This is a genomic window from Usitatibacter palustris, assembly GCF_013003985.1.
GTDB classification, from domain to species: domain Bacteria; phylum Pseudomonadota; class Gammaproteobacteria; order Burkholderiales; family Usitatibacteraceae; genus Usitatibacter; species Usitatibacter palustris.
In genome coordinates this window covers 3,279,732-3,302,290 of sequence record NZ_CP053073.1, presented here as the reverse complement: position 1 = coordinate 3,302,290, position 22,559 = coordinate 3,279,732, and the positions used below count along the sequence as shown (strand labels likewise).

Below are 22,559 nucleotides of genomic sequence, written 5' to 3'. Positions count from 1 at the left end.
CGTGGTCCCAGCGGTGGAAGTGCGAGGCGTCGAGAAACGCTTCGGCGCCGTCCGGGCGCTTGCGGGAATCGACCTCGCGGTCGAACCCGGGGAGTTCTTTGCGCTGCTCGGTCCCAACGGCGCGGGAAAGACCACGCTCATCTCCGCGCTCGGCGGGCTCGCCCGCGCGGATGCCGGAACGCTCAAGGTGATGGGCCACGACGTCATCGCCGATTACCGCGAGGCGCGGCGTGCCCTGGGCATCGTTCCGCAGGAGCTCACGTTTGATCCGTTCTTCACCGTGCGCGAGACGCTCGAGCTCCAGTCCGGATACTTCGGGCTCAGGAACAACGGCGCGTGGATCGATTCGCTGCTCGAGCGCCTGGCCCTCGCGAGCAAGGCCAAGGCGAACATGCGCAGCCTTTCGGGGGGCATGAAGCGGCGCGTGATGGTGGCGCAAGCGCTCGTTCACCGCCCGGCGGTGATCGTGCTCGACGAGCCGACCGCGGGCGTGGACGTGGAGCTGCGCCAGACGCTGTGGGAGTTCATCCGCGAGTTGAACGTCGCGGGCCACACCATCGTGCTCACCACGCACTACCTCGAGGAAGCGCAGCTGCTCTGCAACCGCATCGCGATGATGAAGGACGGGCGCATCGTGGCGCTCGACCGCACGGCGAAGCTGCTCTCGGCTTTCTCGGAACGCGTGCTGCGGGTGAAGCTCGCCGGGTGCGACCTTCCGGCCAGCCTCGCGAGCAGCGCGGAGCAGAAGAACGGGTGGTGGCGCATCCCGATCCAGGACACCGCGCACGTCGAGGACGTGCTCGCGAAGCTGCGCGCGGCCGGGGCCGCGGTGGAGAGCCTCGAGGTGGCCGAACCCGAGCTCGAGGAAGTCTTCGTGAAGATCATGCGGCGCGCGCCCGAGGCCCGCCCATGAGCGGCTTTCGCACGCTCCTCTACAAGGAGGTGCTGCGCTTCTGGAAGGTGAGCTTCCAGACGGTGGCCGCGCCGGTGCTTTCCGCATTGATGTTCCTGCTGGTGTTCGCGCAGGCGCTTTCGGGCCGCGTCGAAGTCTTCCCCGGCGTGGGCTATGCGCAATTCCTGGTTCCCGGCCTCGCGATGATGGCGATGCTGCAGAACGCGTTCGCCAACAGCTCCTCGTCGCTCATCCAGTCGAAGCTCACCGGGAACATCGTCTTCATCCTGCTGCCGCCGCTGGCGCCCGGCGAGATCTTCATGGCCTACCTGATTGCCGCCGTCATTCGCGCGATCGTGGTGGGCGCGGGAGTCTTCGCGGCGACGTTCTTCCTCGTTCCGGTGCCGCTCGCGCATCCGCTCTGGGTGATCGCCTTCGCGCTCGTGGGCTCGGGAATCCTCGCCGCGCTCGGCGTCATCGCCGGGATCTGGGCGGAGAAGTTCGAACAGATCGCCGCGTTCCAGAATTTCATCGTCACGCCGCTCACGTTCCTCGCGGGCGTGTTCTATTCGGTCCACGCGCTCCCCCGCGAATGGCAGGTGGCATCCCACTTCAACCCGTTCTTCTACGCGGTCGACGGGTTCCGCTACGGCTTCTTCGGGCAATCCGACGTGGCGCCCGGCACCAGCCTCGTGATTGCGACGGCTGCCTTCGCTGCCCTATCATTTCTCACCCTGCAGCTGTTGCGCTCGGGGTACAAGCTGAGGCACTGACGTCCCATGGTCGAAACCGGTTCCATCGAACAATCCATCCGCGCGGGCCTGGCCTGCACGCATGTCGAGGTGCGCGGCGACGGCACGCACTTCGAGGCGGTGATCGTGAGCCCGGAATTCGCGGGCCTCTCGCGCGTGAAGCAGCACCAGCTGGTCTACGGCGCGCTTGGCGGACGCATGCGCGAGGAAATTCACGCCCTGTCGATGCAGACCTTTTCACCGGAAGAATGGGCGAAGCGCTGATCTGATTGCCGGCCGGAGCCGGATTCCCGAACATGCAAAAACTTTCCATCCACGGCGGCACGCCGCTCAAGGGCGAAGTCCGCGTCGCGGGCGCCAAGAACGCGGCGCTGCCGATCCTGACCGCCTCGCTCCTCACGAAAGAGGCGATTCGCCTCTGGAACGTCCCCGAGCTCAACGACGTGCGCACCATGGTCACTCTGCTGCAGCGCATGGGCGTCACCGCCACCATGTCGCCCGGCGCGGTCGAGCTGCAGGCGGCGACCGTCGAGCCGTTCGCGCCCTACGAGCTCGTGAAGACGATGCGCGCTTCCATCCTGGCGCTCGGGCCGCTGGTGGCGCGCTTCGGCGATGCCCGCGTGTCGCTGCCCGGCGGCTGCGCCATCGGCGAGCGCCCGGTCGATCTCCACATCAAGGGCCTCGAGGCGATGGGCGCGACCGTCGCCATCGAAGCCGGCTACATCCACGCGACCGCGAAGAAGCTGAAGGGCGCTCGCATCTACATGGACACCGTCACGGTGACCGGCACCGAGAACCTGATGATGGCCGCGTGCCTGGCCGAGGGCGAGACGGTGCTCGAGAATTCCGCGCGCGAGCCCGAAGTGGTCGATCTCGCGCACTGCCTGCTGGCGATGGGCGCGAAGATCAGCGGGCACGGCACCGACGTCATCCGCATCCAGGGCGTGCCGCATCTTCATGGCGCGACGCACGCGATCATGTCCGATCGCATCGAGGCGGGCACGTTCCTTTGTGCGGCCGCGGCAACGCGCGGGAGCGTGACGCTCACGAACGCGCCGGTCACGAGCCTCGATCCGGTGATCGACAAGCTGCGCGAGGCGGGCGCGAAGGTGACGGCCGAGGGCACGACCCTGAGCCTCGAGATGGCGCGTCGCCCCTATGCCGTGGGCATACGCACGTCGCCGCACCCGGGCTTCCCGACCGACATGCAGGCGCAGTTCCTGGCGATGAACACGGTGGCCGACGGCACGTCGGTCGTGACCGAAACCATCTTCGAGAATCGCTTCATGCACGTGCAGGAGCTGCGGCGCCTGGGCGCGCGCATCGATATCGAGGGCAATACCGCGATCGTGCGCGGCAACGATCACCTCACCGGAACCACGGTGATGGCGACCGACCTGCGCGCCTCCGCGTGCCTCGTGATCGCCGGCCTCATGGCCGAAGGCGAAACCATCATCGAACGCATCTACCACCTCGATCGCGGCTATGAGCGGCTCGAAGTGCGCCTGGGCGCGCTCGGTGCCAACATCAAGCGGATCGCCTGAGCCACCCCATGATCACCATCGCGCTTTCCAAGGGCCGCATCTTCGAGGAGACCGTGCCGCTGCTCGCCGCGAGCGGTATCACCCTGTCCGAGGATCCCGAGACGTCGCGCAAGCTCATCCTCGCGACCAACAAACCGGACGTGCGCGTGATCCTCGTGCGCGCATCCGACGTCCCCACCTACGTGCAGTACGGTGCGGCCGACGTGGGCGTCGCCGGGCGCGACCTCCTGGCCGAGCATGGCGGGCAGGGGCTCTACCAGCCGCTCGATCTCGGCATCGCGAAGTGCCGCATGGTGGTCGCGGTGCGTGAAGGCTTCGACTACGCGCGGGCGGTGCGCCAGGGCGCGCGCGTGCGTGTGGCGACCAAGTACATCGGCACCGCGCGCGAGCACTTCGCGGCGAAGGGCGTGCACGTGGATCTCATCAAGCTCTATGGCTCCATGGAGCTCGCACCGCTGGTGGGCCTTGCCGATGCCATCGTGGACCTCGTCGATACCGGCCACACGCTTCGCGCCAACAAACTCATCGCGGTCGAGGACATCCTCCCCGTGTCGGCGCATCTCATCGTCAATCCCGCCTCGCTCAAGCTCAAGCGCGAGACGCTCGCGCCGCTGATCGAGGCCTTCGGCAAGGCGGCCCGTGGCTGAGCCGAAGATCCTCGCGACGGACACGCCCGATTTCGAGGCCGCGTTCGAGCGCCTGCTCGCGTTCGAGTCGGCGCAGGACGAAGCGGTCGACCGTGCGGCGGCCACGATCCTCGAGGACGTGCGCGCGCGGGGAGACGCCGCGCTGCTCGATGCGACTCGTCGCTTCGACGGATGGAATCCAGCGAGCGCTGCCGACCTCGTCGTGGATCTCGACCAGGCTCGCGCCGCACTCGGGCGTATCGGCACCGCCGAACGCGACGCGCTCGAACAGGCCGCCGCGCGCATTCGTTCGTATCACGAGCGCCAGCGCCAGCCTTCCTGGCAATTCGAGGAGGAAGACGGCACGGTCCTCGGCCAGCGCGTCACGCCCCTCGACCGCGTGGGGCTCTACGTCCCGGGCGGCAAGGCGGCGTATCCGTCCTCGGTATTGATGAATGCCGTCACCGCCAAGGTGGCCGGTGTTCACGAACTCGCGATGGTCACGCCCACGCCGCGCGGTGAGCTCAACGACTACGTGCTGGCCGCCGCGGCGATCGCCGGGGTCGACAGCATCTATCGTGTCGGCGGCGCGCAGGCCGTGGGCGCGTTCGCCTACGGAACGGCCACCATCGCGGCCGTCGACAAGGTGGTGGGGCCTGGCAACGCTTACGTTGCCGCGGCCAAGCGTCGCGTCTTCGGGCGCGTGGGCATCGACATGGTCGCCGGACCGTCGGAGATCCTCGTGATCGCCGATGCGAGTGCGGACCCGCGCTCCGTAGCCATGGACCTCCTGTCGCAGGCCGAGCATGACGAGCTCGCGCAGGCGATCCTCCTCACGGCTGACGACGCGCTCCTCAAGAAGGTCGCCAACGAACTGCGCGAACGAGCACGCGAGCTGCCGCGCGCCGCGATCGTCGCCGAATCGGTCTCGGGACGCGGAGCGCTGATCCGCGTGCGCGATCTCGACGAAGCCTGCGAGCTCGCCAACCGCATCGCGCCCGAGCACCTGGAGCTCGCGGTCGCCGATCCCGAGGCGTTGCTCCCGAAGATCCGTCACGCCGGCGCGATCTTCCTCGGCCATCACACATCGGAAGCACTGGGCGACTACTGCGCCGGCCCCAACCACGTGCTGCCGACTTCGCGCACCGCGCGCTTCTCGTCGCCGCTGGGGGTCTATGACTTCCAGAAGCGATCCAGCCTCATTGGCGTTTCCGCGAAAGGCGCCACTCGCCTGGGCCGCATCGCCGTCACGCTGGCGCGCGCGGAGGGCCTCGAGGCGCACGCGCGCAGCGCCGAGCTTCGCATCGCGAAAGACAAGCCGTGAAACGCGTGGCGGACCTGGTGCGCGAGGAGATTCGCGCGCTGTCGGGCTATCACGTCCCGCCCGCCGAGGGCCTCGTGAAGCTCGACGCGATGGAGAATCCGTACCGGCTGCCGCCCGAGCTTGCCCGCGAGCTCGCCGAGCGCCTCTCCGAAGTGGCGATCAACCGCTACCCGCCCGCCGATCCCGTCGCGCTCAAGGCGCGGCTGCGCGAGTCGTTCGCGATTCCCGCCGGCCTCGACATTGTCCTCGGCAACGGTTCCGACGAGATCCTGCAGATCGTCGCCATGGCCCTGGCCAAGCCGGGCGCGACCGCGCTGTCGCTTGAACCCTCCTTCGCGATGTACCGGATCAGCGCGATTGCGGCGGGCCTCGCGTACGCAGGCGTGTCGCTGCGGCCTGACTTCACCCTGGACGAGGGGGCGACGCTGGCGGCGATCGAACGCCATCGGCCGGCGCTGACCTGGATTTCCTACCCGAACAATCCGACCGGAAACCTGTTTCCGCGCGAGGCGATCCTGCGCATCGTGGAGGCCGCGCCCGGGCTCGTCGTCGTGGACGAGGCCTACCACCCGTTCGCCGGCGGCGCGAGCCTCCTCGACGAGGTCGCGAAGCGCTCCAACCTCGTGCTGGTGCGCACGGTATCCAAACTGGGCCTCGCCGGCCTGCGCGTGGGATTCGCGGTCGCGCCCCGCGACTGGGCCGCCGAGTTCGAGAAGCTCCGCCTGCCCTACAACGTGAACGTCCTCTCGGCGGCGGCGGCCGAGCTCGTGCTTTCGCGCGCCGGCGTCCTTGCGCGCCAGACCGAAGCGATCGTCGCCGACCGCGCGCGACTCGAGGCCGCGCTCGACAAGCTGCCGGGCGTGACCCGGTTCGCCTCCGCGACCAACTTCGTCCTCGCGCGGGTTCCGGACGCACCGCGGGCGTTCGAGGGGCTCAAGGCGCGTGGTATATTGGTTCGCACTCTCCACGGCACGCATTCCCACCTCTCAAACTGCCTGCGATTCACGGTCGGCACTCCTGACGAAAACGCGCGGCTCGCCGCCGCGCTCGCCGAAATCCTCGCCTGAGCCCATGCGCACCGCCGATATCCAGCGCGACACCCGCGAAACGCAGGTCTTCGTAGGGGTGAACCTCGATGGGTCCGGAAAAGGCGAACTCGCCTCCGGCATTCCGTTCCTCGACCACATGCTCGACCAGATCGCGCGCCACGGCTCGATCGACCTCACGGTCCGCGCGAAGGGCGATCTCGAGATCGACGCGCACCACACCGTCGAGGACATCGGCATCACGCTCGGCATGGCGGTGGCCAAGGCCATCGGCGACAAGATGGGCATCCGCCGCTACGGCCACGCCTACGTGCCGCTCGACGAGGCGCTGTCGCGTGTCGTCGTCGATTTCTCGGGCCGGCCGGGGCTGGAGTGGCATGTCGATTACAAGCGGGCCCGCGTCGGCGAGTTCGACGTGGACCTCACGCACGAGTTCTTCCAGGGCTTCGTGAACCACGCGCAGGCGACGGTCCACGTCGACAACCTGCGTGGCGACAACGCGCATCACCAGTGCGAAACGGTGTTCAAGGCATTCGCGCGCGCTTTGCGCATGGCGCTCGAAGCCGATCCGCGGGCAGCGGGTTCGGTCCCCTCAACCAAGGGCTCGCTCTAGCCAACCACCACCACGCGCCTTGCAGGACGCGGAGCCATGTCCCAACGCATCGCCATCGTCGACTACGGCATGGGCAACCTACGCTCGGTGCGAAACGCGCTCGTGCACGTGCTGCCGGGCGAGGCCGTGGACGTGACCTCCGATCCCGTGGTGGTCGCCCGTGCTGACCGGGTCGTGTTCCCGGGGCAGGGCGCGATGCCCGATTGCATGCGCAGCCTTCGCGAAAGCGGCCTGGGCGAGGCGGTCGAAGGCGCGGCCCGGACCAAGCCCTTTCTCGGCCTTTGCATCGGCCTGCAGATGCTCTTCGAGCGCAGCGAGGAGGGCGATACCCCGGGCCTCGGATTGCTCACCGGCACCGTGCGCGCATTTGGTGCGGAAGCCCGGGCGGCGGGCCTCAAGGTCCCGCACATGGGATGGAACAATGTCGGACAGGCTTCGGGGCACGAACTGTGGAAAGGGATCGACGATGGCACGCGCTTCTATTTCGTCCACAGCTATTACTGCCAGCCGCGGGATTCGGCGCTGTCGGCCGGAACGACCCGGTACGGAAGCGGCTTTACCTCCGCGATTGCCCGGGATAACATTTTCGCAACGCAATTCCACCCCGAGAAAAGCGGCGTCGCAGGACTCACGCTCCTTCGCAACTTCGCCAGCTGGAACCCCTAAGGGTTCGAGCGCCAAGCCCATCCCCGAGCCATGCTGATCATTCCCGCCATCGACCTCAAGGACGGGAAGTGCGTGCGCCTTGAACAGGGCGACATGGACAAGTCCACGATCTTCTCCGAGGCGCCCGCGAAGATGGCGGCGCAATGGGCCAAGCTCGGCGCGCGCCGCCTCCACGTCGTGGACCTCAACGGCGCCGTCGCCGGCAAGCCACGCAACGAGGAGGCCGTGAAGTCGATCATCGCCTCGATCAGCGCCGACATTCCGGTGCAGCTCGGCGGCGGCATCCGCGACCTCGACACGATCGAAAGCTACCTCGACGACGGCGTGTCCTTCGTGATCATCGGCACGGCGGCGGTCAAGAACCCCGGCTTCCTGCACGAAGCGTGCGATGCCTTCCCGGGCCACATCATGGTGGGGCTCGACGCGCGCGAGGGAAAAGTGGCCACCGACGGCTGGTCGAAGCTCACGGGCCACGACGTGATCGACCTCGCCAAGCGGTTCGAGGACTATGGCGTCGAAGCGGTGATCTACACCGACATCGGCCGCGACGGGATGCTCACGGGCATCAACATCGAGGCGACCGTGAAGCTTGCCCAATCGCTCACCGTGCCGGTCATCGCGAGCGGCGGGCTGGCGTCGCTCGAGGACGTGAAGCAGCTGTGCGCCGTGGAAAACGAAGGGATCACCGGCGCCATCGCCGGCCGTGCCATCTACCAGGGACAGCTCGACTTCGCCGCCGCGCAGAAACTGGCGGACGACGACAGCTGATGGCCCTCGCGAAGCGCCTGATCCCCTGCCTCGACGTTCACGCGGGCCGCGTGGTGAAGGGCGTCAATTTCGTGCAGCTGCGCGACGCGGGCGACCCCGTCGAGATCGCGCGCCGCTACAACGAAGCCGGGGCTGACGAGCTCGCCTTCCTGGACATCACGGCGTCCAGCGATGCGCGCGAGACGATCGTGGACGTGATCGAGCGCGTGGCCGACGAGATCTTCATTCCCCTCACCGTGGGCGGTGGCGTGCGCAAGGTGGAGGATGTCCGCAAGCTCCTCAACGCCGGCGCCGACAAGGTGAGCATCAACACATCGGCGATGGAAAATCCCCAGCTCGTGAGCGACGCCGCGAAGCGCTTCGGTTCGCAGGCCATCGTCGTCGCGATCGACGCGCGTTCGTCGGGCCCGGGCCGTTGGGAGGTCTACACGCATGGCGGCCGCAAGGCCTCGGGCCACGACGCCGTGCAATGGGCGCGGACGATGGCCGATCGAGGAGCGGGCGAGATCCTCCTCACCAGCATGGATCGTGACGGCACGCGCAACGGCTTCGACCTCGCGCTCACGCGCGCCGTGTCCGAAGCGGTCGGCGTGCCCGTGATTGCGAGCGGCGGCGTCGGCACGCTCGAGCACCTCGCGCAGGGCATCGAGGAGGGTCGGGCCGATGCGGTGCTCGCGGCCTCCGTCTTCCACTATGGCGACATCGCGATTCCGGATGCGAAGCGCTTCCTTGCCGCGCGCGGCATCGAGATGCGGCTGTGAACGAGTGGCTCGATAGCGTGGCGTGGAACGCCGATGGTTTGTGTCCGGCCATCGCGCAGGACGCCGCTTCGGGCGAGGTTCTCATGCTCGCGTGGATGAACCGCGAATCGCTGCGTCGCACGGTCGAGAGTGGCGAGGCCGTGTACTGGTCGCGATCGCGCGCTTCCTTCTGGCGCAAGGGCGATACCTCGGGCCACGTGCAGAAAGTCGTGGAGGTGCGCATGGATTGCGATGCCGATGCCGTGCTGCTGCGCGTCGAATCGGTGGGGGGCATCGCGTGCCACACGGGTCGGCGCCGCTGCTTCTTCCAGAAGCTCGAAACCGACGGCGGCGCGCGCTGGGTCGTGACCGAATCGGTGCTCGAGGAGCCCGGGAAGTTCCGCGATGGCTGACAAGGACATCCTCGCGCGCCTCGAAGCCGCCATCGCCGCCCGCCGCGCGGCCGATCCTTCGTCGTCCTACGTCGCCTCGCTCAACGCGAAGGGGCTCGACGCGATCCTCAGGAAAATCGGCGAGGAAGCGACCGAGACCGTGATCGCCTCCAAGACCGGCGAGCGTGAAGCGATCGTCCATGAAACCGCCGACCTGTGGTTCCACTGCCTCGTCATGTTGTCGTGGCACGGTGTGTCGGTCGCCGACGTGCTCGGCGAGCTGGAGCGGCGCGAGGGCCGCTCGGGCATCGACGAAAAGGCCTCGCGCAAGTAACCCGAGTGAGAGCGGCCATGGACCCGAACTGCATTTTCTGCAAGATCGTGAAGGGCGAGATTCCCAGCAAGAAGGTGTACGAGGACGACGAGATGCTCGCCTTCCACGACATCCATCCGCTCGCACCGGTGCACTTCATGCTGATTCCCAGGAAGCACATCGCGTCCCTTGCGGAGGCCACGCCGGAAGACGCGGGCGTCCTGGGCCGCATGATGGCGATCGCGGGGCGGCTCGCCCGTGAACAGGGGTCGACCGAGGGCTTCCGGACCATCGTGAACACCGGGAGAATCGGGCGACAGGACGTGTATCATTTGCACATTCACATCATCGGCGGCCCGAATCCGCTTCCGCGCATGATCGCGAAGGAATAGCTCGGGACGCGAAGCGCTTAGGAGAGTTTCATGGGTTCGCTCAGCATCTGGCACTGGTTGATCGTCCTGGTGATCATCCTTCTGATCTTCGGCACGAAGAAGCTGCGCAACATCGGCAGCGACCTCGGTGGCGCGGTGAAGGGTTTCAAGGACGGCATGAAGACCGACGGCAGCGAGGCCGGCAAGGCCGGCGACATCGCCAAGCCCGGGTCCACGATCGAAGGCGAGATCAAGGACAAGCAGAAGACCTGATCCTCCCCCACGGGACGCGCCTCGCGCGCGGGCCCCGCCGCAAATGTTCGACATCGGCTTTTCCGAACTTCTCGTCGTCGGCGTGGTTGCCCTCGTGGTGATCGGCCCCGAACGGCTGCCGCGCGTCGCGCGCACGCTGGGCCACCTGTTCGGTCGCCTGCAGCGCTACGTGACCCAGGTGAAGTCGGACATCAATCGCGAAATGGATCTCACGGAGCTCAATCGCGCGAAGAAAGAATTCGAGGGCGCCGCGAATTCGTTCCGCAGCGACATGGAGTCCAAGGCCACGGAGACCGAGCGCGAGATTCGCGACGTGCAGTCGCAGATCGATCGCGAGATGCAACCGACGACGCCCCCTGCCGATGCGTCTCCCGCTGCCGCCGAGACCGCTGTCTCACCGGAACTCGTGAGCGAGCCTCCGCCCTCCGAACCGGCCTCGCCGCAACTCGAGCTCGGCATCGAAGACACGTACGCGAACGACGGGTCCCGCAAGAGCGCGGGCTGAGCGACGATGTCCGAAACCCAGGAAACCTTCCTCTCGCACCTGATCGAGCTGCGCTCGCGCCTCGTGCGCTGCCTGATCGCGGTGGCGATCGCCGCGATCCCGACGCTTTACTTCAGCGCGGAGCTCTACGACATCCTGGCGCAACCCGTGATCCACGCGCTGCCCTCGGGCTCGAAGATGATCGCCACCGGCGTCATCACGCCGTTCCTCATCCCGATGAAGATCGGAATGATGGCGGCGCTCCTGGTCGTGCTGCCCTACGTGCTCTACGAAGTGTGGGCATTCGTCGCGCCCGGCCTCTACGCGCACGAGAAGCGCCTGATGCTGCCGCTCGTGGTGAGCAGCACGATCCTCTTCTTCGCGGGCATGGCGTTCTGCTACTTCTTCGTGTTCGGCGCCGTCTTCGACTTCATCCTGAAGTTCTCGCCGAAGAGCATCTCCGTCGCGCCCGACATCGAGGCGTACTTCAATTTCGTTCTCGGGATGTTCCTCGCGTTCGGCATCGCCTTCGAGATCCCGGTCGTGGTCGTGGTGCTCGTGGCCACCGGGATCGTCACGACCGATCAGCTGCGCGAGTTCCGCGGCTACGTGATCGTCGGGATCTTCGTGGTCGCCGCGGTCGTCACGCCGCCTGACGTGGTTTCGCAGCTCGCGCTGGCGATCCCGATGTGCCTGCTTTACGAGATCGGCATCATCTTCGCGCAGCTCGTGGAGAAACGGCGCAAGGAAGAAGCGCCGGGCGGCGCTCCCTAGTCCTACTCCGAGCGCGGACGCGGGCGACGTTTGCCGACCGTGACCTCCAGCGCCAATTCCTGGTTCTTGCGCAACACTTTCACCGGCACCGCCTTTCCTGGCGGCACTTCGGCGATCGCGTTGAGGGCCTGGCTCACGTCGACGACGTGCCGTCCGTTGATGCTCACGATGACGTCGCCGAGCCGCACGCCGCCTTTCTCCGCGGGGCTGCCGCGTTCGATCGCGCCCACGATCGCGCCGCGCTTGCCGGTCATGCCGAGCGAAGTGGCGAGCTCCGGATTCATGTCCGCGACTTCGACGCCGAACCATCCTCGAGTCACGGCGCCGGTCTCGATGATCTGCTCCATGACGCGCTTGGCGAGGCTCACCGGAATGGCGAAGCCGATGCCTTGGTAGCCGCCGGAGCGCGAGAAGATCAGCGTGTTGATGCCGATGAGGTGGCCGCTCACGTCGACCAGCGCGCCACCGGAGTTGCCCGGATTGATGGCCGCGTCGGTCTGGATGAAGCTGCCGAACGGATTCGCCGACCCGATCTCGCGGCCGACGGCGCTCACGATGCCCATCGTCACGGTCTGGCCGACACTGAACGGATCGCCGATCGCGAGCACGACATCACCCACGCGGGTCTGGTCCGACTGCCCGAAGGTGATGGGCGTCAGGCCCTGCGCGGTCACGCGCACCACCGCCAGGTCGGTGTCCGGGTCCAGTCCCACCACCTTGGCCGGCACGGTGCGCCCGTCGTGGAGCGTGACCTGGATGTCCGTCACGCCTTCGACGACATGGTCGTTGGTGAGGATGTAGCCGTCGCCGCTCACGATCACGCCCGAGCCGAGCGAGAGCTGCGTTTCCGGCGGAACCTGGAAGCGCTCGCCGAAGAAGCGCTGGAACACCGGATCCTCGAGCAGGGGGTTCTTGCGGCGAATCTGGCGCGTGGCCGAGATGTTCACGACCGATGGGGTGGCTTTCTTCGCCGCGTCGCTGAACGAGAACGGGCGTGACGCGCCGGCGGGCAACGGAACGATCGGCCCGCCTTCACGAATCGCGACAACGTTCGAGCGCCAGACCAGGAGGTCGGGCTTCACCAGGCTCACGACGAACAGCGCCGCGAGCGTCACGGTGACCGCCTGCGCGAAGAGAAGCCAGAGTTTGCGCACCTAGCGGGCTTTCAGGCTGTCGCGAATCTCGCGCAGGAGCACGACATCTTCAGGCGGCGGCGGCGCGACGGCGGGCGTGCGCAGTCGATTGATCTGCTTGACCATCAGGAAGATCGCGAATGCCACGATCGCGAAATTGAGGGCCACCGTGATGAAGTTGCCCCATGCGAAGACGGGAATGCCCGCCTTCCTCACGGCCTCGAGTGTCATCGGGACGTTGGGCGGGATGTCCTTTAGCGCGATGAAGAAATTGGTGAAATCGAGCCCGCCGACGAGCCGGCCGATCACCGGCATCACCAGGTCGTTCACGAATGAGTCGACGATCTTCCCGAAGGCGGCGCCGATGATGACGCCCACCGCCAGGTCGACCACGTTGCCTTTGACGGCAAATTCCTTGAATTCGGACATGAAGCTCATTGTTTCCTCCGGGTTTTTCGGGACTCGGACCAATCTACGGGGGGGTCCATGGGGCGTCAATCGGACGTGAGGAAGTGCTGCCGGGCTTTAAGCCGGGGGGGGTAATTTGCTAGAATTATCAATTAGTCCCTACAAAAGCCACCTCCCCCGCCAGAAATGTCCGCCATCGTCCAAGACCAGGTCGACGAGAAGAAGCGCCGCTGGCTGCTCGTCGCCACCACTGCCGTCAGTGCCGCCGCCGCAGGTGGCGTCGCCGCTCCGTTCCTCATCAGTTGGTTCCCGAGCGCCCGGGCGCTGGCCGCCGGCGCTCCGGTCGAGGTCGACCTGAGCAAGCTCGAAGCGGGCCAGCAGATCACCGTGGAGTGGCGCGGCAAGCCGGTCTGGGTGCTCAAGCGCACGCCCGAGATGATCGCGCAGCTCGACAAGCACGACGGCTTCCTCACCGACCCCCAGTCGAGCTCGTCCAAGCAACCCGACTACGTCAAAGGCCCCGGGCGATCCATCAGCCCCGAAGTCTTCGTGGTCGAGGGCGTCTGCACCCACCTGGGTTGCTCGCCGACCCTCAAGCGTGAAGTGGGCGCTGCCTCCGACATGGGCAACGACTGGCCTGGCGGTTACTACTGCCCCTGCCACAACTCGCGTTTCGATCTTTCCGCCCGGGTCTTCAAGGGCTCTCCCGCACCGACGAACATGACCGTGCCGCCGCATCGCTTCGCGAGCGCCACGCACCTCGTGATCGGCGAAGACACGAAGGGAGCCTGACCCCATGGCCGCCATCGAAAAACAGCCCGTCACGGGCGCCGGACGGTTCAACGGAATCCTCACGTGGGTCGATGCCCGCTTCCCGCTGGTCCGCCTTTACCGCGAGCAGCTCACCGAGTACTACGCGCCGAAGAACTTCAACTTCTGGTACTACTTCGGCTCGCTCGCGATGCTGGTCCTGGTGATCCAGATCGTCTCGGGCATCTTCCTCACGATGAACTACAAGCCGAGCGCCGAGCACGCGTTCGCCTCGGTCGAGTACATCATGCGCGACGTCCCGGGGGGGTGGCTCATCCGCTACATCCACTCGACCGGCGCCTCGATGTTCTTCATCTGCGTCTACCTGCACATGGCCCGCGGGCTGATGTACGGGTCGTACCGCAAGCCGCGCGAGCTCGTCTGGATCTTCGGCGTCCTCATCTACCTGTGCCTGATGGCCGAGGCCTTCTTCGGCTACCTGCTTCCCTGGGGCCAGATGTCGTACTGGGGCGCGCAGGTGATCATCAATCTCTTTGGCACCGTGCCGATCATCGGCGAAGACCTCGCGATCTGGATTCGCGGCGACTACAACGTGTCTGATGCGACGCTCAACCGCTTCTTCGCGCTGCACGTGGTGGCGATTCCGCTGGTCCTCCTGGGCCTCGTTGCGGCGCACCTCATGGCGCTTCGCGAAGTCGGGTCGAACAATCCTGACGGCATCGAGATCAAGAAGAACCTCGACCCGAAGACCGGTACGCCCGTCGACGGCATCCCCTTCCACCCGTACTACACGATCAAGGACATGGTCGGCGTGGCGGTCTTCCTCATGGCCTTCTCGGTGATCGTGTTCTTCTCGCCGGAAGTCGGGGGCTACTTCCTCGAGTACAACAACTTCCTCCCGGCCGATCCGCTCAAGACGCCCGAGCACATTGCGCCGGTCTGGTACTTCACGCCGTACTACGCGATGCTTCGCGCCGTCCCGCCGATCGCAGGGTCGCAGTTCCCGGGTGTTGCGGTGATGGGCGCGGCCACGCTGATCTTCTTTGCCCTGCCCTGGCTCGACCGCGGCAAGGTGAAGTCGATCCGCTATCGCGGCCCGATCTACCGCGCCGCCTTCGCGCTGTTCATCGTGAGCTTCCTCCTGCTGGGCTACCTCGGGGTCGAACCGACCACCGTTTGGGGCGAGTTCGGCAAGGGGCTGCCGGTTGTGGGGGGCGACTACGTCGCGCTGTGGGCCGCCCGCGTGCTCAGCGTCGTCTACTTCGCTTTCTTCTTCGCGATGCCGTGGTACACCGCGATCGACAAGGAGAAACCCGAACCGCAACGGGTCACTTGGTGATGACGATGAAAAGAATCCTCGCCGCAGTCCTCTTTTTCGCCACCTTCGGCCCCGCGGCCGTGCTCGCCTCCGGCCCGAAGGTCGTGCTCGAGCGCGCGCCCGTGAACCTGAACGACAAGCTGTCGTTGCAGCGGGGCGCGCAGATCTTCGTCAACCATTGCCTGAACTGCCACGGCGCCTCGCTGATGCGCTACGGCCGACTCGCCGACCTGGGGCTTTCCGAAGCCCAGATCCGCGAAAACCTCATGTTCGCCACCGACAAGATCGGCGACACGATGGGCACGGTGCTCAATCCCAAGGACGCGAAGGACTGGTTCGGCGTCGTGCCGCCCGATCTGTCGCTCGCCGCGCGTTCGCGGTCGCCCGATTGGCTCTACACGTACTTCAAGGGCTTCTACCGTGACCCGGCGGCGCGCACCGGGTGGAACAACACTGTGTTCCCGAACGTGAGCATGCCGCACGTGCTCTGGGAATATCAGGGCAGCCAGAATCTGCTCGTGACGACGCGGATGGACCCGAATACCGGGGACAAGAAGGAATCGCGCAAGCTTGTCGTGGACAAGCCGGGCAAGCTCACTCCGCTGCAATACGACCAATATGTTGGCGACCTCGTGAACTTCCTCGCCTATGTGGCCGAGCCGGCGCAAGCGAGTCGCAAACAGTGGGGAATCCTGGTGCTTTTCTTCCTGGGTGCGTTCTTCGTGGTGACGCTGCTGCTGAAGAACGAATACTGGAAGGACGTGCGCTAGCCGTACGGAGGGTGCGGCGCGAAGCCGCAGAGAGGGGCCCGGGAGGCCCCCGGGGACCAAGGGGTAATCAAGGATGATGACGCTCTATTCGGGGATCACGGATCCCTTTAGCCACCGTTGCCGCATCGTGCTCTACGAAAAGGGCATGGATTTCGAGATCATCGACGTGGACCTCATGAACAAGCCTGAGGATCTCGCGGTGATGAATCCGTACAACCGCACGCCGGTGCTCGTCGAGCGCGACCTCGTCCTGTACGAGTCCAACATCATCAATGAGTACATCGACGAGCGCTTCCCGCATCCGCAGCTGATGCCGGCCGACCCCGTGATGCGCGCCCGCGCGCGCCTGTTCCTGTTCCGTTTTGAGCAGGAGCTCTTCAATCACGTGCAGGTCCTGGAGTCGGGCACGCAAAAGGCCCAGGAAAAAGCGCGGCTGTACGTTCGCGAAAACCTGATCCAGATCGCGCCGATCTTCGTGAAGCAGAAGTTCATGCTGGGCGAGGAGTTCTCGATGCTCGACGTCGCGATCGCCCCGCTCCTGTGGCGCCTCGACCAGTACCAGGTCCAGTTGAACAAGCAGTCCGCTCCGCTGCTCAAATATGCTGAGCGCCTGTTTTCCCGCCAGGCCTTCATCGACTCGATGACGGCCTCGGAAAAGGCGATGCGCCGCTAGCCGGGGGGCTTGATGGGCGACGTTTCGACGAAGCCGTACTTCATCCGCGCCATCTACGAGTGGTGCTCGGACTGCGGCTTCACGCCTTACCTGAGCGTGAAGGTCGACGAGCGCACCCGGGTTCCCGGCGAGTACGTGAAGAACGGCGAGATCGTCCTCAACGTGAGTCTCAACGCGACCCGGAACCTGACGATCAACAACGAGATCATCCAGTTCTCGGCCCGGTTCAACGGCGTTTCGCGCGAAGTGAGCATCCCGGTCGACCGGGTGCAGGGCATCTTCGCCCGGGAGAACGGCCAGGGGGCCTTCTTCACGGTCGAGGCGCCTGCCGCCCTGGCCGTGGCGCCCGCCGGGGAAACGGCTGGTGGCGAAACAGAGCCGCCCAAGCCGCCCGCGACCGGCAAGGCCAAGCTCAAGCTCATCAAATAGGCGTTCGCCTCGCCGGCATAGCTCAGTTGGTAGAGCAACCGCCTTGTAAGCGGTAGGTCGTCCGTTCGATTCGGACTGCCGGCACCATATTCAAAGGTTCGCAGCACATCCCTCCGCCAGCACTAATTTCCAAAATCGAGGCGGTTAGCGGAAGTTGCCTGTAATTCGGCGAAGTTAATGGCCCCGTGTGCGAAGGGCCAGGACCTCACACCAAGGGCCTGGGGGCGGGTTGGGAGGCCTCCTGGGTGTCGGGGCGCCGATGGGCCCACCTTGCGTCTGGTTTCGGCCGGCAAGCTAATTTCTGAAGGCGGCAGTGAGGGCTGGCTAACTCGCCCTGCGCTGAACCCCTGAGGACGCTCGCAATTGGGGTGCCAACACGGAGAACCCCCTGTTTTGGTTGCCAGAAACCCCCGAATTCATGGATAATCGAGAGTTTCGCGGAGAGGTGCCCGAGCGGCTAAAGGGGGCAGACTGTAAATCTGTTGGCCTTGCGCCTACGTTGGTTCGAATCCAACCCTCTCCACCAGTTTTAGGCGGAATCCTGAGGTGGCAGGCACCCGGGGGTTCGCAGGGGTGGATCGAACTTCGCGGCGGGTGTAGCTCAATGGTAGAGCAGAAGCCTTCCAAGCTTACGACGAGGGTTCGATTCCCTTCACCCGCTCCAGAACAGTACGAGCCCATGTAGCTCAGTGGCAGAGCACTCCCTTGGTAAGGGAGAGGCCACGCGTTCAATCCGCGTCATGGGCACCAGGCCAAGCAGCACCGCAGCAACAATAAAACCGCATCACGACATAAACCGCACTCCAGGAAGACGATCATGGCAAAGGGCAAGTTCGAACGTACGAAGCCCCACGTGAACGTGGGCACGATCGGTCACGTGGACCACGGCAAGACGACGCTGACGGCGGCGATCACGACGGTGCTGTCGAAGAAGTTCGGTGGCGAGGCGAAGGCCTACGACCAGATCGATGCGGCGCCCGAAGAAAAGGCGCGCGGCATCACGATCAACACGGCACACGTGGAGTACGAGACGGCCAACCGTCACTACGCGCACGTCGATTGCCCGGGCCACGCGGACTACGTGAAGAACATGATCACGGGTGCGGCGCAGATGGACGGCGCGATCCTGGTGGTGTCGGCCGCTGACGGCCCGATGCCGCAGACGCGCGAGCACATCCTGCTCGCCCGCCAGGTGGGCGTGCCCTACATCATCGTGTTCATGAACAAGGCCGACATGGTCGACGACAAGGAGCTGCTGGAGCTCGTCGAGATGGAGGTTCGTGAGCTCCTGAGCAAGTACAAGTTCCCCGGGGACAAGACCCCGATCGTGATCGGCTCGGCGCTCAAGGCGCTCGAGGGCGACACCTCGGAGATGGGCGAAGGGGCGATCATGAAGCTCGCCGAAGCCCTCGACACGTACATTCCGACGCCGGAGCGTGCGATCGAAGGTGCGTTCCTGATGCCCGTCGAAGACGTGTTCTCGATCTCGGGCCGCGGCACGGTGGTGACCGGTCGTATCGAGCGCGGGATCTGCAAGGTCGGTGACGAAATCGAGATCGTGGGCCTGAAGGCTACGCAGAAGACGATTTGCACGGGCGTTGAAATGTTCCGGAAGCTGCTCGACCAGGGCCAGGCCGGTGACAACGTGGGCATCCTGCTGCGCGGCACCAAGCGCGAAGAAGTTGAGCGCGGCCAGGTGCTGGCCAAGCCCGGCTCGATCCCGCCGCACACGAAGTTCGAGTGCGAGGTGTACGTGCTGTCGAAGGAAGAGGGTGGTCGCCACACGCCGTTCTTCAATGGCTACCGTCCGCAGTTCTACTTCCGCACCACCGACGTGACCGGCAGCCTGGTGCTGCCCGAGGGCACCGAGATGGTGATGCCCGGCGACAACATCAAGATGGTGGTGACGCTCATCGCGCCCATCGCCATGGAAGAGAAGCTTCGCTTCGCCATTCGCGAAGGTGGCCGCACCGTCGGCGCCGGCGTCGTGTCGAAGGTCCTCGAGTAAGCGTTCGTAGTTAGGCCAGTAGCTCAATTGGCAGAGCGGCGGTCTCCAAAACCGCAGGTTGGGGGTTCGAGACCCTCCTGGCCTGCCAGACACAGGCAGTTTGAAGAAACGGATCCTGCAGCATGGCTGAACGAATCAAGTGGGCGGTAGCCGCTCTCATCGCGGCAGGGGGCCTCTGGGGCTTCTACGCAATCGGCGATAAGCCGCTGGTGGTGCGCCTGGGCGTGCTGCTGGGGGCGTTCGCGGTGGCGGCTGCGGTGATGTGGTTCACCCAGGCCGGTCGCGACTTCGTCGTGTTCGCGCGCGAGTCGTGGGAAGAGGCCAAGCGCGTGGTGTGGCCCTCCCGCAAGGAGACACTGCAGACCACCGGCGTGGTGTTCGTCTTCGTGTTCGTGATGGCTGTGTTCATGTGGGCCGTCGACTCGGGCCTGCTGTGGGTGACGCAGAAACTGCTGGGGCAAGGGAGCTAGATGATGTCGATGCGTTGGTATGTGGTCCACGCCTACTCCGGGCAGGAGAAGAGCATCCAGGCCGCCCTCATCGACCGGATCAAGCGCTCCGGCATGGCCGACAAGTTCGGTCAGGTGCTGGTGCCGGTGGAGGAAGTGGTTGAGATGAAGAGCGGGCAGAAGGCGATCAGCGAGCGCCGCTTCTTCCCGGGCTACATCCTCGTGCAGATGGACATGACGGACGAGACCTGGCACCTGGTGAAGAGCACGCCGAAGGTGACCGGATTCATCGGCGGGACCGCGATGCGGCCCACGCCGATCTCGGACAAGGAAGTGGAAAACATCCTCCACCAGGTTCAGGAGGGTGTGGAAAAGCCCAAGCCGAAGGTGCTCTTCGAAGTGGGCGAGTCGGTGCGTGTCACGGAAGGTCCGTTCAACGACTTCAATGGCACCGTCGAGGAAGTGAATTACGAGAAGAGCAAGATTCGCGTGTCGGTGCTGATCTTCGGTCGCCCCACGCCTGTCGAGCTCGAGTTCGGCCAGGTCGAGAAGGCCTAGCCAAAACCGGAAACGGGGAGGGCGCGGTATCCGCGTCCGCTTGAACCCGAAGGAGAAGTAACGTGGCAAAGAAGATCATTGGCTTCATCAAGCTTCAGGTGCCGGCGGGCAAGGCGAATCCCTCGCCGCCCATCGGTCCCGCGCTCGGTCAGCGTGGCCTGAACATCATGGAATTCTGCAAGGCGTTCAACGCGCAGACGCAAAAGGTCGAGCCGGGCCTGATGCTTCCCGTCGTGATCACCGCTTTCGCGGACAAGAGCTTCACGTTCATCATCAAGACGCCCCCGGCGTCGGTGCTGATCAAGAAGGCGATCAAGCTCGAGAAGGGCAGCCCGCGGCCGCATACCGACAAGGTCGGCAAGCTCACGCGTGCCCAGGCCGAGGAAATCGCCAAGACCAAGATGCCCGATCTCACCGCCGCGGACCTCAAGGCCGCCGTGCGCACGATCGCCGGCAGCGCCCGCAGCATGGGCGTCGAAGTGGAGGGCATCTAAATGTCCAAGCGAGTCACGAAGAACACGGCGCTGGTCGATCGCACCAAGGCCTACGCCCTCAAGGACGCCCTCGGCCTGGTCAAGCAGACCGCCACGGCGAAGTTCGATGAGTCGATCGATGTCGCGGTGAACCTCGGCATCGACGCGAAGAAATCCGACCAGGTCGTTCGCGGCTCGGTCGTCCTCCCGCGCGGCACCGGCAAGGTGGTCCGCGTCGCGGTCTTCACGCAGGGCGCGAATGCCGAAGCCGCCAAGGCTGCCGGCGCCGACATCGTCGGATTCGACGACCTCGCCGAAAAGGTGAAGGGCGGCTTCATGGACTTCGACGTCGTCATCGCCTCGCCTGACGCGATGAAGGTCGTCGGTCCCCTGGGCCAGGTGCTCGGCCCGCGCGGCCTGATGCCGAACCCGAAGGTGGGCACGGTCTCGGCGAACGTCGCCGAAGCGGTGAAGAACGCCAAGGGCGGCCAGGTCCAGTACCGCGCCGACAAGGCCGGCATCGTGCAGTGCACGATCGGCCGCGCCTCGTTTGATGTCGAAGCGCTCGCCGAGAATTTCGATGCCCTGCTGGGCGCGATCGGCAAGTCGCGTCCGACGTCGATGAAGGGCGTCTACCTCAAGAAGGTGTCCGTCTCCAGCACGATGGGCGTGGGCGTGAAGGTCGACGCCTCCGGCATGGCTGGTGCGCAGGCCACCGGAACTCATTAAGCAGCAAAAGGCTTTGGGCCGCCGTCGGCCAGTTCGGTGACGGCGGGTTATCAAAGACCGTAGGCGCCCGCGATGCGGGCTCAATCGAGGGTGGCAGCAACGCCCGACGCCTACGCAGATGGCGCACCCCGCCAGGATTCCTCCTGACGAAAGGTCGCTATTCATCGAAGGAGAAAGACCTTGAGTCTGAATCTTGAAGAGAAAAAGGAAGTCGTCGCGGAAGTCTCCGCGCGCATCGCCAAGGCCCAGGCCATCGTGCTTGCGGAATACCGTGGCCTGCCCGTGGAGAACGTCACGCAGCTTCGCGCGCAAGCGCGGGCTTCGGGCGTCTACCTGCGCGTCCTGAAGAACACCCTCGCGCGCCGCGCGGTCCAGGGAACGCCGTTCGAGAAGCTCGCCGAGAAGATGGTCGGCCCGCTCGCCTACGGCATTTCCGATGACCCGGTGGCCGCCGCGAAGGTGCTCCACACGTACGCGAAGACGAACGACAAGCTCGTCATCAAGGCCGGCGCGATGCCCGGCTACGTGATGACGGCCAAGGAGGTCGGAAGCCTTGCCACGATGCCCAGCCGCGATGAGCTCCTCGCCAAGCTGCTCGGCACGATGCAAGCACCGGTCGCCAAGTTCGTCCAGACGCTCAACCAGGTTCCGGGCAAGTTCGTCCGTACCCTGGCCGCCGTTCGTGACCAGAAGGAAAAGGCTGCGGCCTGATCCCGCCCGTCGACACCATTCATAGAACCTAACGTTCCAGGAGCAATCAATATGGCTATCGCCAAGCAAGAAATCCTCGACGCAATCTCCAGCATGACGGTCCTCGAGCTCTCGCAGCTCATCAAGGACATGGAAGAGAAGTTCGGCGTCTCCGCCGCTGCCGCCACCGTCGCCGTTGCCGCGCCCGCCGCTGCCGGTGCCGCTGCTGCCGAAGAGAAGACCGAGTTCACCGTGATGCTGATCTCGGCCGGCGAGAACAAGGTGAACACCATCAAGGCCGTGCGCGAAATCACGGGCCTGGGCTTGAAGGAAGCCAAGGACCTCGTTGACGGTGCGCCGAAGGCCGTGAAGGAAGCCGTGAACAAGGCTGACTCCGAGTCGATCAAGAAGAAGCTCGAAGAAGCCGGCGCCAAGGCTGAGATCAAGTAACAGCTGCAGTGTGCAAAGGCCAGCCCCTCACGGGGCTAGCCTTTGTCTTCTGAAGCGACTGCAGAAGGCAGGTTTGGTCGGGCCATGTTCCTCACATGGCCGTCCGCCAGCGGCTCGTAGCG

Annotated in this window: 31 protein-coding genes and 5 tRNA genes; 34 read left to right on the top strand and 2 right to left on the bottom strand. The window is 65.4% G+C overall.

Annotated features, from left to right (window positions below; all coding sequences use genetic code 11):
* Position 1: 1 nt before the first annotated feature.
* Genes DSM104440_RS16205 through tatC form a run of 17 tightly spaced genes read left to right on the top strand, consistent with a single transcriptional unit; the run spans position 2 to position 11,578 of the window.
* Positions 2-913 carry an ABC transporter ATP-binding protein gene (locus DSM104440_RS16205; protein WP_171164435.1) on the top strand — a complete coding sequence of 304 codons (912 nt, stop codon included), beginning with the start codon at positions 2-4 and terminating at the stop codon, positions 911-913.
* On the top strand, positions 910-1,665 hold the full coding sequence (locus tag DSM104440_RS16200) for an ABC transporter permease (protein ID WP_171164432.1): 756 nt from the start codon (positions 910-912) through the stop codon (positions 1,663-1,665). The genes DSM104440_RS16205 and DSM104440_RS16200 overlap by 4 nt, the downstream gene beginning before the upstream one ends.
* Before the next feature lie 6 nt (positions 1,666-1,671).
* On the top strand, positions 1,672-1,908 hold the full coding sequence (locus DSM104440_RS16195) for a BolA family protein (RefSeq protein ID WP_171164430.1): 237 nt from the start codon (positions 1,672-1,674) through the stop codon (positions 1,906-1,908).
* Positions 1,909-1,940: 32 nt separating this feature from the next.
* On the top strand, positions 1,941-3,188 hold the full coding sequence (gene murA, locus DSM104440_RS16190) for a UDP-N-acetylglucosamine 1-carboxyvinyltransferase (RefSeq protein ID WP_171164428.1): 1,248 nt from the start codon (positions 1,941-1,943) through the stop codon (positions 3,186-3,188).
* A gap of 8 nt (positions 3,189-3,196) precedes the next feature.
* Entirely contained in the window at positions 3,197-3,835 is a 639-nt protein-coding gene (gene hisG, locus DSM104440_RS16185; protein WP_171164427.1) for an ATP phosphoribosyltransferase, read from the top strand.
* Positions 3,828-5,138, top strand: coding sequence for a histidinol dehydrogenase (hisD, locus tag DSM104440_RS16180; protein WP_171164425.1), 1,311 nt, complete (start codon positions 3,828-3,830; stop codon positions 5,136-5,138). Before hisG ends, hisD begins: the two co-directional genes overlap by 8 nt.
* Complete coding sequence (gene hisC, locus DSM104440_RS16175) at positions 5,135-6,205, top strand: histidinol-phosphate transaminase (protein WP_171164423.1); 1,071 nt, start codon at positions 5,135-5,137, stop codon at positions 6,203-6,205. Before hisD ends, hisC begins: the two co-directional genes overlap by 4 nt.
* 4 nt (positions 6,206-6,209) lie before the next feature.
* Positions 6,210-6,797 carry an imidazoleglycerol-phosphate dehydratase HisB gene (gene hisB, locus DSM104440_RS16170; RefSeq protein WP_171164421.1) on the top strand — a complete coding sequence of 196 codons (588 nt, stop codon included), beginning with the start codon at positions 6,210-6,212 and terminating at the stop codon, positions 6,795-6,797.
* 36 nt (positions 6,798-6,833) lie between these two features.
* Positions 6,834-7,463: an imidazole glycerol phosphate synthase subunit HisH gene (gene hisH, locus DSM104440_RS16165; RefSeq protein ID WP_171164420.1), complete on the top strand. Its 630-nt coding sequence runs from the start codon at positions 6,834-6,836 to the stop codon at positions 7,461-7,463.
* A gap of 30 nt (positions 7,464-7,493) precedes the next feature.
* Entirely contained in the window at positions 7,494-8,231 is a 738-nt protein-coding gene (gene hisA / locus DSM104440_RS16160) for a 1-(5-phosphoribosyl)-5-[(5-phosphoribosylamino)methylideneamino]imidazole-4-carboxamide isomerase (RefSeq protein ID WP_171164418.1), read from the top strand.
* The gene (hisF, locus tag DSM104440_RS16155; RefSeq protein WP_171164416.1) at positions 8,231-8,992 is read left to right on the top strand and encodes an imidazole glycerol phosphate synthase subunit HisF; all 762 of its coding nucleotides are present in this window, start codon (positions 8,231-8,233) and stop codon (positions 8,990-8,992) included. Before hisA ends, hisF begins: the two co-directional genes overlap by 1 nt.
* Positions 8,989-9,384 (top strand): phosphoribosyl-AMP cyclohydrolase, encoded by a 396-nt coding sequence (gene hisI, locus DSM104440_RS16150; RefSeq protein WP_171164414.1) that lies wholly within the window; start codon positions 8,989-8,991, stop codon positions 9,382-9,384. The genes hisF and hisI overlap by 4 nt, the downstream gene beginning before the upstream one ends.
* Positions 9,377-9,697 (top strand): phosphoribosyl-ATP diphosphatase, encoded by a 321-nt coding sequence (locus DSM104440_RS16145; protein ID WP_171164412.1) that lies wholly within the window; start codon positions 9,377-9,379, stop codon positions 9,695-9,697. Before hisI ends, DSM104440_RS16145 begins: the two co-directional genes overlap by 8 nt.
* 17 nt (positions 9,698-9,714) lie before the next feature.
* Positions 9,715-10,068: a histidine triad nucleotide-binding protein gene (locus DSM104440_RS16140; RefSeq protein WP_171164411.1), complete on the top strand. Its 354-nt coding sequence runs from the start codon at positions 9,715-9,717 to the stop codon at positions 10,066-10,068.
* 30 nt (positions 10,069-10,098) lie between these two features.
* The gene (tatA, locus tag DSM104440_RS16135) at positions 10,099-10,320 is read left to right on the top strand and encodes a Sec-independent protein translocase subunit TatA (protein ID WP_171164409.1); all 222 of its coding nucleotides are present in this window, start codon (positions 10,099-10,101) and stop codon (positions 10,318-10,320) included.
* 43 nt (positions 10,321-10,363) lie between these two features.
* Positions 10,364-10,825, top strand: coding sequence for a Sec-independent protein translocase protein TatB (gene tatB, locus DSM104440_RS16130; protein ID WP_171164407.1), 462 nt, complete (start codon positions 10,364-10,366; stop codon positions 10,823-10,825).
* A gap of 6 nt (positions 10,826-10,831) precedes the next feature.
* Positions 10,832-11,578: a twin-arginine translocase subunit TatC gene (gene tatC / locus DSM104440_RS16125; RefSeq protein WP_171164405.1), complete on the top strand. Its 747-nt coding sequence runs from the start codon at positions 10,832-10,834 to the stop codon at positions 11,576-11,578.
* A 2-nt stretch (positions 11,579-11,580) separates the two neighbouring features.
* On the opposite strand, the gene DSM104440_RS16120 is transcribed toward tatC, so the two are convergent.
* Both DSM104440_RS16120 and mscL read right to left on the bottom strand, forming a co-directional pair.
* Positions 11,581-12,732, bottom strand: a complete 1,152-nt coding sequence (locus DSM104440_RS16120) for a trypsin-like peptidase domain-containing protein (protein WP_171164403.1) — start codon at positions 12,730-12,732, stop codon at positions 11,581-11,583.
* Positions 12,733-13,149 (bottom strand): large conductance mechanosensitive channel protein MscL, encoded by a 417-nt coding sequence (mscL, locus tag DSM104440_RS16115; RefSeq protein WP_171164401.1) that lies wholly within the window; start codon positions 13,147-13,149, stop codon positions 12,733-12,735.
* 156 nt (positions 13,150-13,305) lie between these two features.
* On the opposite strand from mscL, the gene petA reads away from it, so the two are divergent.
* The 17 genes from petA to rplL all read left to right on the top strand — a co-directional run bounded on the left by petA (position 13,306) and on the right by rplL (position 22,437).
* Positions 13,306-13,911 carry a ubiquinol-cytochrome c reductase iron-sulfur subunit gene (petA, locus tag DSM104440_RS16110; RefSeq protein ID WP_171164399.1) on the top strand — a complete coding sequence of 202 codons (606 nt, stop codon included), beginning with the start codon at positions 13,306-13,308 and terminating at the stop codon, positions 13,909-13,911.
* Positions 13,912-13,915: 4 nt separating this feature from the next.
* Positions 13,916-15,229, top strand: a complete 1,314-nt coding sequence (locus DSM104440_RS16105; protein ID WP_171164398.1) for a cytochrome b — start codon at positions 13,916-13,918, stop codon at positions 15,227-15,229.
* Between the two features lie 5 nt (positions 15,230-15,234).
* On the top strand, positions 15,235-15,978 hold the full coding sequence (locus DSM104440_RS16100) for a cytochrome c1 (protein WP_171164397.1): 744 nt from the start codon (positions 15,235-15,237) through the stop codon (positions 15,976-15,978).
* Between the two features lie 73 nt (positions 15,979-16,051).
* Positions 16,052-16,651: a glutathione S-transferase N-terminal domain-containing protein gene (locus DSM104440_RS16095; protein ID WP_171164396.1), complete on the top strand. Its 600-nt coding sequence runs from the start codon at positions 16,052-16,054 to the stop codon at positions 16,649-16,651.
* 12 nt (positions 16,652-16,663) lie between these two features.
* Positions 16,664-17,080: a ClpXP protease specificity-enhancing factor gene (locus DSM104440_RS16090; RefSeq protein ID WP_171164394.1), complete on the top strand. Its 417-nt coding sequence runs from the start codon at positions 16,664-16,666 to the stop codon at positions 17,078-17,080.
* A gap of 11 nt (positions 17,081-17,091) precedes the next feature.
* Positions 17,092-17,167: transfer RNA gene (locus DSM104440_RS16085), tRNA-Thr, on the top strand.
* 352 nt (positions 17,168-17,519) lie between these two features.
* A tRNA-Tyr gene (locus tag DSM104440_RS16080) sits at positions 17,520-17,606 on the top strand.
* 64 nt (positions 17,607-17,670) lie between these two features.
* Positions 17,671-17,744 (top strand) — tRNA-Gly (locus DSM104440_RS16075).
* 11 nt (positions 17,745-17,755) lie between these two features.
* Positions 17,756-17,830, top strand: a tRNA-Thr gene (locus DSM104440_RS16070).
* A 67-nt stretch (positions 17,831-17,897) separates the two neighbouring features.
* A complete protein-coding gene (tuf, locus tag DSM104440_RS16065; RefSeq protein WP_171164393.1) occupies positions 17,898-19,088 on the top strand; it encodes an elongation factor Tu in 1,191 nt (396 codons plus the stop codon).
* Positions 19,089-19,100: 12 nt separating this feature from the next.
* Positions 19,101-19,176, top strand: a tRNA-Trp gene (locus tag DSM104440_RS16060).
* A 34-nt stretch (positions 19,177-19,210) separates the two neighbouring features.
* Positions 19,211-19,558: a preprotein translocase subunit SecE gene (gene secE / locus DSM104440_RS16055; RefSeq protein WP_171164391.1), complete on the top strand. Its 348-nt coding sequence runs from the start codon at positions 19,211-19,213 to the stop codon at positions 19,556-19,558.
* 3 nt (positions 19,559-19,561) lie between these two features.
* Positions 19,562-20,095, top strand: a complete 534-nt coding sequence (gene nusG / locus DSM104440_RS16050; RefSeq protein ID WP_171166031.1) for a transcription termination/antitermination protein NusG — start codon at positions 19,562-19,564, stop codon at positions 20,093-20,095.
* A 62-nt stretch (positions 20,096-20,157) separates the two neighbouring features.
* A complete protein-coding gene (gene rplK / locus DSM104440_RS16045; protein WP_171164389.1) occupies positions 20,158-20,589 on the top strand; it encodes a 50S ribosomal protein L11 in 432 nt (143 codons plus the stop codon).
* Entirely contained in the window at positions 20,590-21,297 is a 708-nt protein-coding gene (rplA, locus tag DSM104440_RS16040; protein ID WP_171164387.1) for a 50S ribosomal protein L1, read from the top strand.
* Positions 21,298-21,477: 180 nt separating this feature from the next.
* Positions 21,478-22,008, top strand: a complete 531-nt coding sequence (rplJ, locus tag DSM104440_RS16035; protein ID WP_171164385.1) for a 50S ribosomal protein L10 — start codon at positions 21,478-21,480, stop codon at positions 22,006-22,008.
* Between the two features lie 51 nt (positions 22,009-22,059).
* Positions 22,060-22,437 (top strand): 50S ribosomal protein L7/L12, encoded by a 378-nt coding sequence (rplL, locus tag DSM104440_RS16030; protein ID WP_171164383.1) that lies wholly within the window; start codon positions 22,060-22,062, stop codon positions 22,435-22,437.
* The last annotated feature ends 122 nt before the right edge of the window (positions 22,438-22,559 follow it).

Excerpts from the sequence above, each read along its gene's own strand:
- DSM104440_RS16200 (WP_171164432.1), top strand. The coding sequence starts at position 910 with ATGAGCGGCTTTCGCACGCTCCTCTACAAGGAGGTGCTGCGCTTCTGG.
- DSM104440_RS16195 (WP_171164430.1), top strand. The coding sequence starts at position 1,672 with ATGGTCGAAACCGGTTCCATCGAACAATCCATCCGCGCGGGCCTGGCC.
- murA (WP_171164428.1), top strand. The coding sequence starts at position 1,941 with ATGCAAAAACTTTCCATCCACGGCGGCACGCCGCTCAAGGGCGAAGTC.
- hisG (WP_171164427.1), top strand. The coding sequence starts at position 3,197 with ATGATCACCATCGCGCTTTCCAAGGGCCGCATCTTCGAGGAGACCGTG.
- hisB (WP_171164421.1), top strand. The coding sequence starts at position 6,210 with ATGCGCACCGCCGATATCCAGCGCGACACCCGCGAAACGCAGGTCTTC.
- hisH (WP_171164420.1), top strand. The coding sequence starts at position 6,834 with ATGTCCCAACGCATCGCCATCGTCGACTACGGCATGGGCAACCTACGC.
- hisA (WP_171164418.1), top strand. The coding sequence starts at position 7,494 with ATGCTGATCATTCCCGCCATCGACCTCAAGGACGGGAAGTGCGTGCGC.
- hisF (WP_171164416.1), top strand. The coding sequence starts at position 8,231 with ATGGCCCTCGCGAAGCGCCTGATCCCCTGCCTCGACGTTCACGCGGGC.
- DSM104440_RS16145 (WP_171164412.1), top strand. The coding sequence starts at position 9,377 with ATGGCTGACAAGGACATCCTCGCGCGCCTCGAAGCCGCCATCGCCGCC.
- DSM104440_RS16140 (WP_171164411.1), top strand. The coding sequence starts at position 9,715 with ATGGACCCGAACTGCATTTTCTGCAAGATCGTGAAGGGCGAGATTCCC.
- tatA (WP_171164409.1), top strand. The coding sequence starts at position 10,099 with ATGGGTTCGCTCAGCATCTGGCACTGGTTGATCGTCCTGGTGATCATC.
- tatB (WP_171164407.1), top strand. The coding sequence starts at position 10,364 with ATGTTCGACATCGGCTTTTCCGAACTTCTCGTCGTCGGCGTGGTTGCC.
- tatC (WP_171164405.1), top strand. The coding sequence starts at position 10,832 with ATGTCCGAAACCCAGGAAACCTTCCTCTCGCACCTGATCGAGCTGCGC.
- mscL (WP_171164401.1), bottom strand. The coding sequence starts at position 13,149 with ATGAGCTTCATGTCCGAATTCAAGGAATTTGCCGTCAAAGGCAACGTG.
- petA (WP_171164399.1), top strand. The coding sequence starts at position 13,306 with ATGTCCGCCATCGTCCAAGACCAGGTCGACGAGAAGAAGCGCCGCTGG.
- DSM104440_RS16105 (WP_171164398.1), top strand. The coding sequence starts at position 13,916 with ATGGCCGCCATCGAAAAACAGCCCGTCACGGGCGCCGGACGGTTCAAC.
- DSM104440_RS16100 (WP_171164397.1), top strand. The coding sequence starts at position 15,235 with ATGAAAAGAATCCTCGCCGCAGTCCTCTTTTTCGCCACCTTCGGCCCC.
- DSM104440_RS16095 (WP_171164396.1), top strand. The coding sequence starts at position 16,052 with ATGATGACGCTCTATTCGGGGATCACGGATCCCTTTAGCCACCGTTGC.
- DSM104440_RS16090 (WP_171164394.1), top strand. The coding sequence starts at position 16,664 with ATGGGCGACGTTTCGACGAAGCCGTACTTCATCCGCGCCATCTACGAG.
- tuf (WP_171164393.1), top strand. The coding sequence starts at position 17,898 with ATGGCAAAGGGCAAGTTCGAACGTACGAAGCCCCACGTGAACGTGGGC.
- secE (WP_171164391.1), top strand. The coding sequence starts at position 19,211 with ATGGCTGAACGAATCAAGTGGGCGGTAGCCGCTCTCATCGCGGCAGGG.
- nusG (WP_171166031.1), top strand. The coding sequence starts at position 19,562 with ATGTCGATGCGTTGGTATGTGGTCCACGCCTACTCCGGGCAGGAGAAG.
- rplA (WP_171164387.1), top strand. The coding sequence starts at position 20,590 with ATGTCCAAGCGAGTCACGAAGAACACGGCGCTGGTCGATCGCACCAAG.
- rplL (WP_171164383.1), top strand. The coding sequence starts at position 22,060 with ATGGCTATCGCCAAGCAAGAAATCCTCGACGCAATCTCCAGCATGACG.